The following is a 16,263-nucleotide window of genomic DNA, read 5'->3' on the forward strand; positions in this document are numbered from 1 at the left end:
CGCCCCTGGGTATCGACGATTTCCCCTGGCCTTTGCCCAAGGTACTGATCCAAAAAGCTCCGCATCGAGCCATAGGTTTCAATCAAGCAGAGATCCTGGCTTTCGGGCTTGTCGGCTGTAACCAGCCCGTAGCGGGCAGCCAACTGACGGGTTTGGGCCTTGGTGTACTCGCCCAAGGGGAAGAGGCTATGGGCTAGGTGCTCTTGGCTGAGGTCGTAGAGAAAATAGGACTGATCCTTCTGCCGATCTACCGCCCGCAGGAGTTGGTAACGTCCTAGCTCGGCGTTAAAGCGCACCCGTGCGTAGTGGCCGGTGGCCATCTGGGAGATGCCCAGCTTTTCGCGGGCATAGGCCAGCAACGGGCCGAATTTCACCAGCTTGTTGCATTGGGAGCAGGGCAGGGGAGTAATGCCCTCCGCGTAGCCGGCTACCAGGTAATCGACAATGTTGGCCTGGAACAGCTCGCGGCTATCCACCACATGGTGAGGGATCCCCAGCTGCTCACAAACAGCTGCCGCATCCACCAAGCCTTCGGTACAGCACTGCCCCTTCCCCCTCATGAGCCAGAGGGTGACCCCCTCCACGGCGTAGCCCTGTTCCTGCAAAAGGGCCGCCACCGTAGAGCTATCCACACCCCCAGAAAGGGCCGCCACAATGCGGGGCCGCGACGGGGATGCAACAGGTGAAACCGATGAGTGGGGGCTAGTAACCATCAAGGCAAGGGATCCTAGGAAAAGAAAGGCTCAGCCGGAAACAGAGGAGGCCTCTCTCTGGGGATTGGGGAACCCGGAACAAGCTGAGCCGGGATCTTTACTTTAGCCTTCCTCAGAATTGGCTGGCCCGGATCCCTTCTCAGGGGTGGTTTCTGAGATGCCCCTTTGCCGCAAGCGCCGCAGCGAATCCAGAGCCGCCGCCGCAACGCTATCGTGGGGATCCCTGGCCAGGTAGTTGAGAGCAGAAACGCTCTTGGGGGAAGGCAAATTGCCCAGCGCTTGGGCCAGCCGCTGCCGCACCAGCCAGTCTTCCGATTGGGCAAACCGCAGGATGTGATCCAGGGCCCGCGGATCCCCCAGTTCTCCCAAAGCTGCGATGGCCGCCTGTTGTAGCAGCTCTTCTGGCCCCTCCAACGCCCGCAGCAGCACGTCGTAAGCCCGCGGATCCTTCAAGTTCCCCAAGGCCACCGCGGCACTGAAGCGCACCAGCCACTCCACATCTTCGTAAAAGGCGCGCACCAGGGCCTCAAAAGCCCGCGGATCTTCCAAATAGCCCAGGGCACCTGCCGCGTCGGCGCGAATGCCATAATCCGGGTCTTGGGTGAGGATTTCCAGCAATTTGGGCAGACAGGCGTCCGTTTGCTTGATCCCCAGGGCAAAGACGGCAAAAGAGCGCACCTGCAGGTTCTCATCGTCGATGACCTGCAAAATCAGCGGCACCGCCTGCTCTGCCGGCACATCCCGCAACTGGGCCAAGGCCACCATCCGGTCCGCAGAACGCGGGCTGCGCAAGCGTTGAGCGATCTCCTGTAAACGGGCGGGGTTGGCGGGATCCAAAGCAGAGACAGTCATGGCGTTAACAAATATTTACAATCTTTCTTCAGTATGGCAAACGAGGCTGCGCTTGGACAGAGGCCGTCTTTGTCTGGCCCGGTCGGGATCTCTGGGGACATGGTGCCACTGTTTCGATCGACAAATCCTAGCACTGTTGTCGAGAAAAGCAGGTTGACTTGGCCCCATCACGAAGATTTTGGATATTTTGGTGGAGAGGATACGAGGCTCTCTCCCGGTGGTCTCTATGCTGAAATCGCTGCCTGCTCGCCCATTGTCCTGCTTTCTTGTAGCCGGCCTGCTGTTGGCAGGGGGCGTTGCGTTTTTGGCCCCCCGTTGGTTCCCGGCTCTGGCCAACGAACAGGCTGTTCCTGAGGCCGAACTGGCGCTTCGGCCCCTCTTGCCTCCGGGATCCCGGATCCTCAGCTCGCGGCGATTGAGCGACACAGAAGCGGAAATTTGGGTGGAGTCTCGGGGGGGAACCAGCCCTGTGATCATGCGGCTGAATGCTGCAGGGACTTGGGAACAGGATATGAGCGCCACCTTGGCCCGCGGAGCCAGCCAGATGCAAGCTCTCGCCCGGCAACAAACGGTGAACTTGCCTGCCGGCTTTGGCCAGACCGCCCCCGATCAACCCCCGCCGCCGGTGCCCTCCCTTCTGCAGGCTACCCAAGCTGCCTCTAGCCTGATCCCGCCAGTGGATCGAGAGCAGGAAACCCAGCGGGCCTTGAGTGGGGCTGGCCGTGTGGATCCCTTTGTGCCTCAAAACGTGCGTGCTCCTGAACCGCAGATTGTCCTGCCGCCCCTGCCTCCACCTCCGGTTTTGCCCCCTCCTGGCAGCGGCAATGGCGCCCCTGTAGCCGTGGCTACCCCGATCCCAACGCCTACCCCTGACCCAGCTGCGTTTGCCCGCAGTGTACAGGTTTCCGGGATGATACAGATTGGCGGCGAGTCCTTTGCTCTGGTTTCTGGCCCAGGTGTCATTCCCGCTGTGGTGCAGGCCGGGCAAAACTACCAAACCGCCAAGGTGGCCGGAGTATCGGTGCCAGAGCGACGGGTTGTGCTCTCGGAAGGGGGAGAAACGGTCGTGAAGCAAATGGAAGACACCAGCGTGATTGTAGGTGCGCCCTAGCTTCAGCAGCAGCAAGACACCGACGGTAGAACGGGCTTATTCCAAGTAGCAGCCAACTAGCAGTAAAACAGTTGGCTGGCTTGATTCCCAACTCCCCCTTCCAGAGGGGCCGGGGGCAAGGGTCAGAGGCTACTTGAACGGGCTCGGAACAACCCTAGTTGGAAGATAGGAGTTGCCAGATCTCCAGATCCCGAGATCTTGGCGGCAAGGCCGAGAAGACTTCAAAAGCGGGGTTCGCTGCTGAGGCGGGAGGGCTGCTGTTTTAGGTAGCGCAAAAACTCCCGCAGCTCGGCGTCGCTTAGTTGGTGGCGAGATTTCTTCTGAAAGCGACGTTCCAAAAACTCTTGTCCTTCCTTGCGGCCCCAGCCAATGCGCTGCATCTCCACATCCGTTTGGGCAATGATGTCCGATAGGTCATCCCCATAGGCCGCCGGCTCACTTAGACCGGGCAGCTCTGGGGAACTTGGCTTTGCAGGGATCCCTATCGACTCGGGGGCTGGAGAAGCAGGGGAAGACTGAGCGTGTCCGTTGGCCAACTCAGGAGTTGGCAGATAAGGCACCCTGGCGGCAGCAGAATCCATGCCCAAACTCAAAGAGGAAGTGGGGCGACCAAATCCTGCGTGGTGGAGGGCGCGCTTCAAGGCAGCATCTTCCGCCTCTTCGACGGTGTTCGAGCCAGCCATGCCACTGCCCAAAACCGTGTTGTTCACCACCACCTGGGCTCTGACGATGTAGATCCCTTCTTCCACCCGCAACAGATCGGTGAGCAAACTGCCCATAGGGTACCGCTCTCGAAAGTCTTGGATCATGTTGGCGTCAGAACCTGTTGCTGCTGAAGCTCTGACTACAAGCTAGCCCGAAAGTTAACTTGGCATCCAGATCTCAATCCAATCCCACCCTCAATATCGACATTGAATTGATATAAAGCGAGAGATCTCAACAAGAGGGAGCTGTCCGAGCAGATAACATCCCGGCTGGTGAGGGTATGCTATGGCCAAGGAATCCAGTTATATTAAGCAAGCGTCAACCCACGTGGCTGGCTTGGAAAACCTGAATTATCAGCAGCTCAGCCTTGACTCTTAGCTCTATTGTCGGCGCCAAGACAGATGGGGGACTATGGCCAGCGATACCATCGGGGTCAGCTCAGCGAGTTTGGGACGGGCAGCCATTCGAGAGCGCAACTACGGCACTGCTTTGCAGTTGCTCCGGCGAGCTTATCGTGCGGATCCCAGCCCAGAGAATGCCCGTTGGCTGGCCACTGCCTACGAGGAGGCGGGTTACCTTCAATTGGCCGCTCTGTACCGAGAATTGGCCCAAGAGCGCAGGGAGACTCCCAAAGCGATTCAATTTCAGGCCCCCAAACCTCCCAGCACCCTTGAGGAGCTGAAGCAGCCATCTCCTGAACCGCCGGATCGCAAGACCATTCCCTTGCCGCAGCCGATCCCACGCCCAACCCCACCCGCATCTCCTCCGGATCAGCCAATTTGGGTTTACAAGCCCACCCCCATCGATCCCAAAAGCATCAGCCGCCAAGCGCCCCTTCGACCTCAAGCTGCAGAGCCTGCCCCTTCCCCTCAACCATCGGCGGAGAGGGACGACTATCTGCCGGTTCAGCACGCCCCGGATTTGAAAAACCCGCAGCAGGGATCCCCCTTTGTGCGGCGACTGAACCAACTGCATCGCCAGTTTAAGGATCAGCCCACAGCGGAACTGGCGCTACAACTGGCGGAAGCCTACGACGAGCAAAAGAACTTTAAAGAGGCCCAGCGCTACTACCGAGAGGTTTTGGATCTGGATGACTCTTGGCTGTTACGACCGATGGTGCAAGAGCGCCTAGAAGAGCTGCGGCAACTGCAGGAGCCAACAGCCGAACAGAATCCTTGGGCAGATCTCTCAGCCCAAAACTTGCTCAAGCTAGGAGAAAAGTTGGAACAGGAAGGGGAAGTGGCTCGTGCCGAGCAAGTTTACCGGCAGATCCTGAAAATGGATGCCACCCTGGATGTCCATGCTAAGGCTCGCAAGGGTCTAAACCGGCTCTATCCCGACGGAAAGCGGTGATTTGCAGGCCACTCCATTCCCCTCACTCGGCGCAATGGGGAAGCAGCTCACCCTTCCCGAGGATCGAGGGCGTCCCGCAAACCATCCCCCAGCAGGTTAAAGGATAGAGAGGTCAGCACCACCATCAAAGTGGGGGCCAGCACCAGCCAGGGCTGTAGGATGATCACCGAAGCGTTGGTGGCCAGCGAGAGCATGTTGCCCCAAGAGGCATCCGGCTGTTGGATCCCCAACCCGATGAGGCTCAGCACCGACTCTGCCGCAATGTAGCCGGGCACCGCCAAGGTTGCCGAGATCACCACATAAGTAGCTGTCTGGGGCAAAATATGCCGCACCAGCAGATACAGGGATCCAGCCCCGGCTACCCGCGCTGCCTGCACAAAGTCCCGCTCTCGCAAGGACAGCACCTGCCCACGAATCACCCTGGCTAGGCCCGCCCAACCCACAAAAGAGAGGATCACCACAATCACCAAGAAGCGCTCGGCATTGCTGAAGGGCACCCCGGTCAGCGGATTCACCTGCAACACCGCTGCCAGCGACACCAGCAGATACAGCGTCGGAATCGACATCAACACCTCTGCCAAGCGCATCAGGAGCGTATCCACCCAGCCCCCAAGGTAGCCGGATATGGCCCCCACCAGCAGACCAATGGGGAAAGAGATGCCAATGCCCACCAAGCCGATAAACAGGCTGACGCGCCCGCCATAGACCAAGCGACTGAAATAGTCCCGACCTTGATCATCGGTGCCCAGCAGGTGTAGCCGTGCCACAGAGGGCTCTTCGCCGATTGGGGATCCCACCTGTCCCTCTTCTGCAACAGGCCGCAGCGGGACGGTGCCAAACAGATGCCGATCCCAGGGGATCAACCCCAACCAACGGTAGGGAGTACCGGCCACAAACAAGCGGATCCCGGCGGGACGGCTGGTATCCACCAAGAGCGGGCGTTCTCCCGTTTCCAGATCCACTGGCCCCTGGCGGGTTGGATAAACGTGGGGCCCAATCCAAGCGCCCGATTCATCCCAAAAGTGAATGGCGGTGGGCGGCAGAAGGGATCCCCCCGGCTGCGATTCCAGCGGGCTGTAGGGGGCAACAAACTCGGCAAAAATGGCGCAGGCGTAGAAAACAAGGAGAATGTAAGCTCCTACTTGGGCCCATCGGTTTTGGCGAAGCCGTTTCCACCACTGCATGAGGCAAAGATTCCGGTCGAGTCCAGTTGAACCAACTGCCAACGCAAATTGGCTTTCAGTGTAGCTGATCGTGTCTCGTTCCAGTTGCAGAGAGGGGCTAGAGGTGAGGGCCGGCAGCCTGTCACCGATTCCCATCAGCAGGACGAGTTCCTTCCCCAGTCTGAAAAAGCTCAGCCTGCCAGGGAATAGTTGGGGCTATAGCGGGCCGTCATCTCCATCCGCACCGCAGCAATCGTCTGGGGCAGCACCCCCACCAGCCGTGCCAAAATGTCATCTGGCAATTGGCTAACCAAATCCGCAGAGAAAAATTCCTCTAAGCTAAAGAGCAAAACCCGCGCCCGCTGGGCCGGCAAAGGATTATCGGTGATTTGCTGTAGCCAACGCATCCAGTGCAGCCGCTTGGCATAGGCACTTTGCCGCTCTTGGTGGTCTTGCGGATGCAGCAAAACCACATCCCCAATGGGGACAACGCCGCCGGACTCCACATCCAAGGGCCCCCCCACCGCAGCGCCTGGCCCGGCAAACTCGGCATGAAACGTCTTGCAGATGATCAGGGCGTTGTGCCGTTGTGGATCCACCATCAGCAATTGCCCACTGCTGAGGGTTCGAATCAGCTGGCCAGGCTCAACTCGCTGAACCAGACTACGGCTGGGGGGAAGCTCGCTCATAGATCTCAGGATATCCTAACCTTCCCTTGCCTTACATGGTATCTTTAACTTTCTCAGAGCTGCTTGACGCAATCTTCATACTGAGCCCTCTATCGAGACTTTGCATGGTGAGTATTGCCAGAGGGTCTTCTTCAGGCTGCCGCTGGGCTGAGGCTGATCTTGCCGGTAACATGGATTCTGGTGTCTCCAGCTTGGCATCGGCCAATGCGACGGGCGTAGGGGTAGCCGGCACTGTGCAGCTCTTGCAAGAGGTCTGAGGTGTAGCCGGGATCCACCGCCACCAGCAAGCCCCCGCTGGTTTGGGGATCTGCCAGCAGCAGTTGCTGCCACTCGGGCAGGGATTCTGCCTGTACCCCCTCATAGCCCTGCCAATTGCGACGAGCCGCCCCTGGAAAGATCCCCGCCTCTGCCAGCGAGAGCGCTTCTGCCAAAAACGGAATGGAGGCCAGATCCAAACTGGCCCCCACCCCGGAGCCGCGACAGACTTCCAGCAAGTGTCCCACCAGGCCAAACCCTGTTACATCCGTCATGGCGTGAACTTGCGGTCGCCGAGCCAGTTGCGAGCCGATGCGATTCAGCTGGGTCATCACCTGCAAAACTTCCGCGTAGCCTGCCGCACTGAGCTGACCCTTTTTCAGAGCGGTGGTCATCACCCCGATCCCCAGCGGCTTGGTCAGGATCAGATCGTCCCCAGGTTGGGCCGTGGCATTGCGGCGAATGTGGTGTGGATGGGCCAAACCTGCTGCCACCAAGCCGAAGATGGGCTCCGGCGAATCGATGGAGTGCCCCCCTGCCAAAGGGATCCCGGCTTCTTGGCAAACCTGGATCCCTCCGGCCATGATCCCTTGGATGGCCTGCATCGGCAGGGTATCGACCGGCATGCCCAAAACTGCCAAAGCCAGAATGGGAGTGCCCCCCATCGCGTAGACATCGGAAAGGGCATTGGTCGCCGCGATCCGACCAAAATCCACCGGCTCATCCACAATCGGCATGAAGAAATCGGTGGTCAAAATTAGGGCTTGGTGGTCGTTTAGTTGATAGACAGCCGCATCATCGCTGGTTTCAGCTCCCACCAACAAAGCCGGATTTGGGGATAGCAGGGGCACATCCTTAAGAATTTGTTGCAGCAGGGCCGGGGCAATTTTACAGCCGCAGCCACCGCCGTGGGAGTACTGGGTGAGGCGAATGGGAGCATCCATAGATTCAAGAAAAGGGAAAAAACATCAGCTGACTTTACTGTAGCGGCATCTGCAGGCAGTCGAGAAATGGACACGCTGAGTTAAGGTTAAAGGGATCCCACTATCCATAGCGTTGCCATGTCTTTTGTTCCTTTGCATCTCCACAGCGAATACAGCCTCTTGGATGGCGCCAGCCAATTGCCGCGTCTGATCGAGCAGGTGGTCGCTATGGGTTTGCCGGGGCTGGCCCTGACGGATCACGGTGTCATGTATGGGGCGTTAGAGCTGGTGAAACTGTGTAAAAGCAAAGGGATTACTCCAATCATCGGCAATGAAATGTATGTAATCAACGGCGATATCCGCGACAAAAGCCGCAAGTACCCCAAGTATCACCAAGTGGTTCTGGCCAAAAATACCCAGGGCTACAAAAACTTAGTGAAGCTAACCACCATTTCTCATCTACACGGCATTCAAGGCAAAGGGATTTTCTCTCGCCCCTGCATTAACAAAGAGTATTTGGTGCAATACAAAGAAGGGTTGATCGTCACCAGTGGCTGCTTGGCAGGAGAAGTGCCTCAGGCTATTTTGCAGCGGCGGCCAGAAATTGCCCGTGAAGTTGCCGCTTGGTATCAAGAGCAGTTTGGGGATGATTATTACATCGAGATTCAGGATCACGGCTATCAAGAAGATCGCTTTGTCAATGTGCAGTTGGTGCGCATCGCCCGCGAATTGGGGATCCCGATCATCCTCACCAACGATAGCCATTTTATTTCCTGCTGGGATGTAGAGGCCCACGATGCGCTGCTCTGCATTCAAACAGGCAAATCCCTTACTGAAAAAAATCGCCTTCGCTACACCGGAACCGAATACCTGAAAAGCCCAGAAGAGATGCGCCGTCTCTGCCGTGACCATTTGGAACAGGAGGTGATTGACGAGGCCATCGCCAACACCCTGAAGGTGCTGGAAAAGATCGAGGGCTATGACCTATTTGGGGAAATGCGCATGCCCGACTACCCGGTTCCACCAGGCCATTCTGCCGATAGCTATCTCACAGAATTGGCCTGGCAGGGGCTGGCGAAGCGCTGCGGTGTTGCTCAGCCGGATCAGATCCCCCAAAACTACCAGGAGCGCCTGCGCTTTGAGCTGAACATCATCCAACAAAAGGGCTTCTCCAGCTATTTCCTGGTGGTCTGGGACTACGTTCGCTATGCCCGCGAGCAGGGGATCCCGGTGGGGCCGGGGCGAGGCTCGGCAGCAGGATCCCTGGTGGCCTATGCCCTACAAATTACCAACATTGACCCGGTTAAATACGGCCTACTGTTTGAGCGATTTCTCAATCCAGAACGTCAATCGATGCCGGATATCGATACGGATTTTTGCATCGAGCGGCGGGGAGAGCTGATCGACTATGTGACCCGCAAATACGGCCAAGAGCGAGTCGCCCAGATCATCACCTTTAACCGCATGACCTCTAAAGCCATTCTCAAAGATGTCGGTCGAGTCTTAGACATTCCCTACTCAGAAGCCGACAAAATGGCGAAATTGATCCCGGTATCCCGAGGCAAGCCCGCAAAATTGGAAGAGATGATTGGCGAGGATACTCCCGCTCCAGAGTTCAAAGAAAAATACGAGAAAGACCCAACCACCCACCGCTGGATCGAGCTGGCACGTTTGTTGGAGGGCACCAACAAAACCTTCGGGGTTCACGCTGCCGGTGTGGTGATTGCTAAGGATCCCTTAGATGAGATCGTGCCTCTGCAGTACAACAATGAAGGCCAAATTATCACCCAGTACTCGATGGAAGATATCGAGTCTTTGGGCTTGCTGAAGATGGACTTTTTGGGTCTGCGCAACCTGACGATGATTCAGCGGGCAGTGGAACTGATCCGAGAACACAATGGCGTCAACATAGATCTGGATAACCTGCCCCTAGATGACAAGAAAACCTATCAACTGCTGGAAAAGGGAGAGCTGGAAGGGATCTTCCAACTGGAGTCTTCTGGCATGAAGCAGGTGGTGCGGGAGCTCAAACCTTCCAACTTAGAAGATATTTCCTCAGTATTGGCCTTGTACCGGCCAGGCCCATTGGATACGGGCATGATCCCCGACTTTATCGATCGCAAGCACGGTCGCAAACCGGTAACCTATGCCCACGAACTCCTCAAGCCCATTCTTCAGGATACCTACGGAGCCATCCTCTACCAGGAACAGATCATGCGCATTGCCCAAGACATGGCCGGATACACCTTAGGCCAAGCCGATCTGCTGCGGCGAGCGATGGGGAAAAAGAAAGTCTCCGAGATGGAGAAACACCGCGAGCAATTTGTGCAGGGGGCAGCCAAGCGGGGTGTAAGCCAAGAAGTTGCCACAGAATTGTTTGATCAAATGGTTGCTTTTGCCGAGTATTGCTTCAATAAATCGCATTCTACTGCCTATGGGTTGATTACTTTTCAAACAGCTTACCTCAAGGCCAATTACCCAACGGAATATATGGCAGCCTTGCTCTCTTCTGTGGGGGGAGATCAGGACAAGGTACAGCGCTACATTACCTATTGCTTGTCAATTGGGATCCAAATTCAGCCGCCGGATATCAACCGTTCTGGAATGGACTTTACTCCCCAGGGATCCAGCATTTTGTTTGGTCTGGGGGCAGTGAAGAATGTAGGGGAGGGGGCCATTCAAAACATTTTGGCTGCCCGTCAAGCTGATGGCCCCTTCACCTCTCTGGCGGATTTTTGCCAGCGGGTGGATCTGCGCATTGTTAACCGTCGTGCCCTGGAGGCCCTGATTTGTGCGGGCGCTTTTGATTGTATTTCTGGAAATCGTAAACAACTAATTGCCGATTTGGATCCCATCCTCAGTTGGGCAGCGCAGCGAGCCAAGTCCAAAGCCATCGGCCAAGCCAGCTTGTTCGATCTACTGGGGAGCAATAGCAGCGCCGGCAATGGATTTGTGGAGGCTCCGCGTGGGCCGGCTACTGAAGATTTTCCACCTCAGGAAAAGTTGAGGCTAGAACGGGAGCTGCTGGGGTTTTATGTCTCGGATCATCCGCTGCGGCGCATTCAGGAGCAAGCGCGGCTGCTGGCCCCTGTAAACCTAGCTGACTTGGGCGGCTGCGCAGTCGATGCCTCTGTGGGCGTTCTCGCCCTGGTGACGGCCATTAAAAATGTCACAACCAAGAAAGGGGATCGCATGGCCATTTTGCAACTGGAAGATCTCACCGGCAGTTGTGAAGCAGTGATCTTCCCCAAAACCTATGAACGTTTGCGCGGTTGCCTGGAGGTGGATCAACGGCTATTGGTTTGGGCCAAAGTGGATCAGCGGGATGAACAGGTGCAACTGATTGTGGAAGATTTACAACCGATTGAATCTGTTAGTTGGGTAACGGTGGAGATCCCTCTCGACTCTGCTGGGACACTGGAGGATCGATACCGTTTACAGACGCTAATCGCTCGCCAACGCTCGGAAATTAAAGAAGAAAATCGCATTCCTGTCGTGGCTGCCATCACCGCCCATCCCCATACCCTTTGGGTGAGAATGGGATCCCAATTTTGGGTTAACAATGCCCAAGCCGCCGTTGAAGCCCTGCGTCAAGCCGGCTACACCGCCCGCAGCGAATCGCTGCTCTCTCCATAGGCATGGCAGAGAAAGCTCCGGCAGCAGCAGGAGAAATTCAACGGAGCTGTTTCTCAAGCCAAGCCCGCAACTGGCTCACCGTCAGCCGAGGGGAAGGACGTGGCAAAGGTCGCTCGGGATCCCCTGCCAGGGTGAGCACGGGAACTTCCAGTTGGTATTGCTCCCACCAACTCGGGTTGGAGGTGATGTCGCGGACTTCCAGATCACGGATTTCGGGGATCTGCCGCAACTTCTCCACCAAGCTCTCGCAGAGGTGGCAGCCGGGTTTGCTGTAGAGAATCAGGGGGGGCCAAGGCACAGCGGATCCCTAGCGGGTGACGGTGCAGGCCAGCCGACGGTGTTGTAGGGAAGGCATCTGCCGCCTGACCAACTGGAAACGCTCTGGGTTAATTTCAGCAATGGCCACCCCCGGTTTTTCGCCACCCGCATCCGCCAAGATAGTCCCCCAGGGGTCCACGATCATGGCATGGCCGTGACACTGTCGCCGCTCGTAGTGGGTGCCCACCTGGGCGGGGGCTATCACGTAACAGGTGTTCTCAATGGCCCGGCATTGCAGCAAAACCTGCCAGTGATCCCGACCCGTGTAGGCCGTGAAGGCGGCAGGGATGAGCAAAATCTGGGCTCCGCGATCCACCAGGGATCGGTACAGCTCTGGAAAGCGTACGTCGTAGCAGACCGACAAACCGAGGTTCCCCAGTTGCTCTTGCTCGCAGGTGACCACCTCATCTCCGCTGACCACCGTGTTCGACTCGCGGTAGGTATTGCCGTCGGGCAGATTGACATCGAACAGGTGGATTTTGCGATAGCGGGCCAGCTCTTTGCCGTCAGGGCTGTAGAGGGCAGCGGTATTGTAAACTTTGCCCTGCCCGTCCGGCACAGGATACCCTCCTCCCAAAATAAATACTTGGTAACGCTGGGCCATCTTGGCCAAAAACTCCTCCGCCCGCTCCGCAATCTCAGGAGCAAGGCGGGCTTTCTCGGCTTCCGGCCCCATGAAGGCAAAGTTTTCTGGTAGCGTCACCAGCTCGCATCCCTGGCGCACTGCAAAGTCGATCCACTCTTCCGCCTGCTGCAAGTTGCTGGCCAGATCGGGAATGCTGGTCATTTGAATGGCGGCTGCCAGATAAGAGCGCATAGACGGAAACTCCAAAGGATGCTAAAGGGGATCCGGCCGGCTAGCCGACCAGATGCCACCAGCCGAAGGCAGGCCCTACAAATCGGATCACCACCCAAATGATGGCCAGGAGAATGATGCCTGCCCAAGCACCACGGGTTGTCCAATTGTAGATGGCGCGAGCTTGCCCTTTGGTGAGGGGAATATCCTTGAGGTTGGGAAACACCAGCTCTTGGTCGGGATCTTGGCTGATGCGGGTTTTACGGCGCTTCGCTTCGCCCATGGGGTGGCCTCCAAGTTCTTCGCTGGGGTGGCGACTTTTATCTTAAGGCCTTCTGCCTTGGTCACAAGACTGGGTTGACATCCATCTGCATCACAATCGCCTACTTGTGCCATCGGGCCACGCCAATCCATCCCTAGCCGGAAATCCACAAAGGGGATCCCTGGTGCTCTTGGGGACGATTGCCATCCTCTTCGGTAATGGCCACAGCCCGCACCCATTCTGTAGATTCAAACACCGGCGGTAGGCGCAGCTCCTGTTGGCGGTTTCCTGTTTCATCCACCGGAAAAGCTGCCATGAGGATGGCCCCCGCACTATCGGTGGTGAAGGGCGCCTCCGGTTCCAGCACCACCCACAGGGCATAGACCCGGCCTTCCGGCAAAGGCGGCAACCCTTGGGCCACCAATCGCCCTTGCAGGCGCTGGGGATCCACCTCAAGCTTGACCGAGCCGGCCAGGTTCTCCGCAGTCGGCTGCAATTCATAGGTCAACACCTCGCCAGGGATCCCTTGCGTCTGGGCTAGCTGCAGCCTGCGCCACAGGTAGAGGTTCCCCAGCCCCAAAGCGACGATCAAGCCTGCGGCCACTGCCCCCAAGCCCCGCTGCCAGAGACGGGATCCCTTGGCAACCCAGGTGGGGGTGTGCATCGGTTGGGCTGCCTGCGCCTGCAACAGAGAAGCCCGCAGGGCGGGGGGAGGTTGCTTTTCCTCCACGCCGTAGGCTGTCTCCAATGCCTGTTGCAAAGCCTGCAGTTCTCGGTGCAGCTCCGGGCGCAGCTTGAGCAAGGCTTCCAGCCGGTCGGCCTCTTCCGGGGAGAGATCCCCCAGCACATAGCCTGCCAGCCACAGTTGCAGTTCTTCGGGAGACACAGATTCGGCTTTCATGAGGGGCCTCCCAACAACTCGCGCAGCCGCAGCAAACCCCGCCGAGCTCTGGCTTTGACCGTTCCCAAAGGCAGATCCAGTTGCTTGGCAATTTCCGTTTGGCTCATGCCTTCGTAATAGGCCATCTTTAAGACTTGCCGTTGACTTTCGGACAACTCGGCCAAAGCCGTTTGCACCTCGGCCACCCGTTCCGCTTGGGCCAACTGCTCCAAGGTGGGATCCGCAGCAGGACTACCCTGCAATTCCACTCTGCCCTGTTCCAGGGAGCGCTGTCGATTCCGCCAAGAGCGCAGCCGATCCAAACAGCGAGAGCGAGCCAAGATGCTCAGGTAGGTGCGCAGGGATCCCCGTCTGGGATCAAAGGAGGAACGAGCCAAGTTCAAAAAAATATCCTGGGTGAGATCTTCGGCTTCGGCAGTACTGCCCAGCATTTTGCAGGCAATTCCGTACACCAAGCCGGCATGTCGGTCGTAGAGAATGGCCAGAGCTTGTGACCGGCCTGCTTTTAGGGCTGCAAACACCTCTGCATCGGTTTTTTCCTGCAGGGATCCCTCAGCTTTGTCGCCCTCGATCTTCATGAGCGGGAAGAGGAAACGGGATGGAAGAGAGAGAGAAACTGCAGAGGCACAAGCATCGCCCAGGACAACCCAAGCAGGGCAGCGGCTTTCATAATTTATCGTCTGCATAGGCGAAGGTCAACCCTGACTTGTGGGGAAATAGAAGGCCCAATCCTGAGCTGGGATCGGGCCACGCAAGGGATCAACTGCGGCAATGATTTCAAAAAGTTGATCCAAACCCATGAATTCAAAATGTTGATTAACGCTGATGAATCTTGATTTAGATAGGCAAATGGGAATCGGCCTTCCTAGAGGGCAGCCAAGCCAAAGAACGGCCCACCCGGCAGGGTGCCCAGGGATGTGGCCCGACCGGTGTTTAGGTCAATTCGATACAAGGTGGAGCCGCCGATGGCAAAGCCGGTATCCACTCCATCAGCAGTACGGATGTCAAACCCACCCATAGGGCCGAAGTTCACCCCCAGAGGGCCAATGGGCACCTGAACCCCATCGTTGGGGGGATTCTGCAACACCAGCAGGTTCCGTTGCCCGTCGATGTTCAGCAGCCGCGTGGATTGGGCACCCGCCACATTGTTGGTGTAGGCGGCGGCGGTGATGGCCGGCTGGGATCCCTGTAGTTCCATTGGGCCAAAGGCCAAAGGTCTATCTTGGATCACTTCGCCCGTATCCACATTGATGCGGAAGTTCTGGCCATTGGCTCCCACCAAGCGCAGCCGATCCGGAACAGGGTTGAAATCCATGCCAGAAAGCGTGCCCGCGGTGAAGGGAACCGACAGAGTGCTGGCCACGGTAGCGACACCGGTCTGCAAGTTGATGGTGTAAAGGATGCTGGTGTCGGTCAGCCCGTAAAGCAGCCGGTTGGCAGGGCGCACATCGATACCAATGAGGTTGCCGTTCACTCCTGTTACCGTCAGGGATCCCTGCACAAAGGCATCGGCAGAGCGGATGAAAGTGAGGCGATTGCCGCCGCTCAAAGCCACCAAATCCGCTTGGAAAGGCATCATCGAAGACGAAGTGCTGCTGCCACAGCCCAAGAGAGCAAAACTGCCGGCTATCACAGATGCTGCTACAAAGCTTGTGTGTTTGTGCATTGAACAGGCTCCTCAAAAGATCGACAAACCATCAAAACCACTGACAGACAAGCCCCCCTAAACCACAGAGCCTGTGGCTGCAAAGCGCTGCAGTGAAAACTTTTTTGCCCTCAACCCAGAGAACTCTGCGATTCCCTCTGCCTTGTACTGAAGGCAGTTGTTCTCCGCGATGTCAGCGCGTGGGGCGCGTCTGTAGAAATTACTCAACTCCTGGAAACTCGGATGCGTGGGATCCAAGCTTTTTGGCCCAGACTTTAACTGGAAGCGCTGGTGTAAAAGCGCAGGGCAAAGCGCCAGAAGAGATGGGATCCCCACAACAGCCCCGCCGCCAGCAGACCGGATCCCAGCAGCCACGGCCATTGGACTCGCCCCAGCAAGGTCTCCGCCGGGATCGTTGTCAAGAAAGCCACCGGCACGATGAAGGTAAAAAACACGCGGTAGGCCACCGGATAAGCCACCATCGGGAACCGCCCTGCCTCTACCAAGCCCCGTAACACCTCGGTCACGTTGTAGATTTTGACAAACCAAATGCTGGTGGCTCCCAACATAAACCAGAGGCTATAGAGGATGATCAGCCCCAGCAGCAGAGGCAACAGCCCCACCGCATAGGCCCACCCGGGCAAGCCCAACTGGATCCCGGCATGGAGAATGAGCAGTAGGCCAAAACCCACATCCGTCAAGCCCCAGGGGGAAAACACCCTGGCCGACAGCCAAAACTGGCTGCTTATTGGCTTTAGCAAAACAAAATCCAAGGTGCCTTCCTGCACCTGCTGCACAATGCGATTGAGGTTGACGTTAAAGAGACTGGCCGACACCCCCTGCAGAATGGTGAACACCCCCAACACGATGAGGGCTTCCGGCCAACTCCAACCGCCCAGCCGGTGCCCCTGCTGGTAAAACAACGACAGCCCAAACAGAGC

At 57.4% G+C, this 16,263-nt stretch carries 16 protein-coding genes; 3 read left to right on the forward strand and 13 right to left on the reverse strand.

All coding sequences use genetic code 11. The annotated features are described in order from the left end of the window. The coding region (gene mnmA / locus NW838_RS10745; RefSeq protein ID WP_414428027.1) for a tRNA 2-thiouridine(34) synthase MnmA at positions 1–713 on the reverse strand (713 nt) is incomplete at its 3' end. Between the two features lie 102 nt (positions 714–815). Then, positions 816–1,565 carry a HEAT repeat domain-containing protein gene (locus NW838_RS10750; RefSeq protein ID WP_049749566.1) on the reverse strand — a complete coding sequence of 250 codons (750 nt, stop codon included), beginning with the start codon at positions 1,563–1,565 and terminating at the stop codon, positions 816–818. Between the two features lie 226 nt (positions 1,566–1,791). Here NW838_RS10750 and NW838_RS10755 point away from each other — a divergent pair, with 226 nt between their 5' ends. Continuing rightward, positions 1,792–2,676, forward strand: a complete 885-nt coding sequence (locus NW838_RS10755; protein WP_414421811.1) for a hypothetical protein — start codon at positions 1,792–1,794, stop codon at positions 2,674–2,676. 221 nt (positions 2,677–2,897) lie between these two features. On the opposite strand, the gene NW838_RS10760 is transcribed toward NW838_RS10755, so the two are convergent. Continuing rightward, a complete protein-coding gene (locus NW838_RS10760) occupies positions 2,898–3,485 on the reverse strand; it encodes a hypothetical protein (RefSeq protein ID WP_414329849.1) in 588 nt (195 codons plus the stop codon). A 307-nt stretch (positions 3,486–3,792) separates the two neighbouring features. Between NW838_RS10760 and NW838_RS10765 the strand changes: the two genes are divergently transcribed. After that, positions 3,793–4,734, forward strand: coding sequence for a hypothetical protein (locus tag NW838_RS10765; RefSeq protein WP_414357722.1), 942 nt, complete (start codon positions 3,793–3,795; stop codon positions 4,732–4,734). Positions 4,735–4,781: 47 nt separating this feature from the next. Here NW838_RS10765 and NW838_RS10770 read toward each other — a convergent pair whose 3' ends face one another. The 3 genes from NW838_RS10770 to selD all read right to left on the reverse strand — a co-directional run bounded on the left by NW838_RS10770 (position 4,782) and on the right by selD (position 7,785). Next, the gene (locus NW838_RS10770) at positions 4,782–5,918 is read right to left on the reverse strand and encodes an ABC transporter permease (protein WP_414357721.1); all 1,137 of its coding nucleotides are present in this window, start codon (positions 5,916–5,918) and stop codon (positions 4,782–4,784) included. A 170-nt stretch (positions 5,919–6,088) separates the two neighbouring features. Further along, positions 6,089–6,586, reverse strand: a complete 498-nt coding sequence (locus NW838_RS10775) for a hypothetical protein (protein WP_414428028.1) — start codon at positions 6,584–6,586, stop codon at positions 6,089–6,091. 131 nt (positions 6,587–6,717) lie between these two features. Beyond that, positions 6,718–7,785, reverse strand: coding sequence for a selenide, water dikinase SelD (gene selD, locus NW838_RS10780; protein WP_414428029.1), 1,068 nt, complete (start codon positions 7,783–7,785; stop codon positions 6,718–6,720). A 117-nt stretch (positions 7,786–7,902) separates the two neighbouring features. Between selD and NW838_RS10785 the strand changes: the two genes are divergently transcribed. Continuing rightward, positions 7,903–11,400: a DNA polymerase III subunit alpha gene (locus tag NW838_RS10785; RefSeq protein WP_414428030.1), complete on the forward strand. Its 3,498-nt coding sequence runs from the start codon at positions 7,903–7,905 to the stop codon at positions 11,398–11,400. Positions 11,401–11,437: 37 nt separating this feature from the next. Here the strand turns inward: NW838_RS10785 and NW838_RS10790 are convergent, their stop codons facing one another. The 7 genes from NW838_RS10790 to NW838_RS10820 form a co-directional block, all read right to left on the reverse strand. After that, positions 11,438–11,698 (reverse strand): glutaredoxin family protein, encoded by a 261-nt coding sequence (locus NW838_RS10790; protein ID WP_011432810.1) that lies wholly within the window; start codon positions 11,696–11,698, stop codon positions 11,438–11,440. A 9-nt stretch (positions 11,699–11,707) separates the two neighbouring features. After that, the gene (locus NW838_RS10795; protein ID WP_011432809.1) at positions 11,708–12,535 is read right to left on the reverse strand and encodes a carbon-nitrogen hydrolase family protein; all 828 of its coding nucleotides are present in this window, start codon (positions 12,533–12,535) and stop codon (positions 11,708–11,710) included. A 40-nt stretch (positions 12,536–12,575) separates the two neighbouring features. Continuing rightward, entirely contained in the window at positions 12,576–12,797 is a 222-nt protein-coding gene (locus NW838_RS10800; RefSeq protein ID WP_414329235.1) for a DUF2839 domain-containing protein, read from the reverse strand. A gap of 133 nt (positions 12,798–12,930) precedes the next feature. Continuing rightward, complete coding sequence (locus NW838_RS10805; protein WP_414357715.1) at positions 12,931–13,677, reverse strand: anti-sigma factor domain-containing protein; 747 nt, start codon at positions 13,675–13,677, stop codon at positions 12,931–12,933. Then, positions 13,674–14,255, reverse strand: coding sequence for a sigma-70 family RNA polymerase sigma factor (locus NW838_RS10810; protein ID WP_414357714.1), 582 nt, complete (start codon positions 14,253–14,255; stop codon positions 13,674–13,676). Before NW838_RS10810 ends, NW838_RS10805 begins: the two co-directional genes overlap by 4 nt. A gap of 287 nt (positions 14,256–14,542) precedes the next feature. Then, entirely contained in the window at positions 14,543–15,256 is a 714-nt protein-coding gene (locus tag NW838_RS10815; RefSeq protein ID WP_414357713.1) for a DUF4394 domain-containing protein, read from the reverse strand. Positions 15,257–15,597: 341 nt separating this feature from the next. Next, a partial coding sequence (locus NW838_RS10820; RefSeq protein WP_414428031.1) for an ABC transporter permease occupies positions 15,598–16,263 on the reverse strand: 666 nt, incomplete at its 5' end.

The sequence above is a fragment of the Synechococcus sp. R55.2 genome (assembly GCF_047462075.1).
Taxonomy (GTDB): domain Bacteria; phylum Cyanobacteriota; class Cyanobacteriia; order Thermostichales; family Thermostichaceae; genus Thermostichus.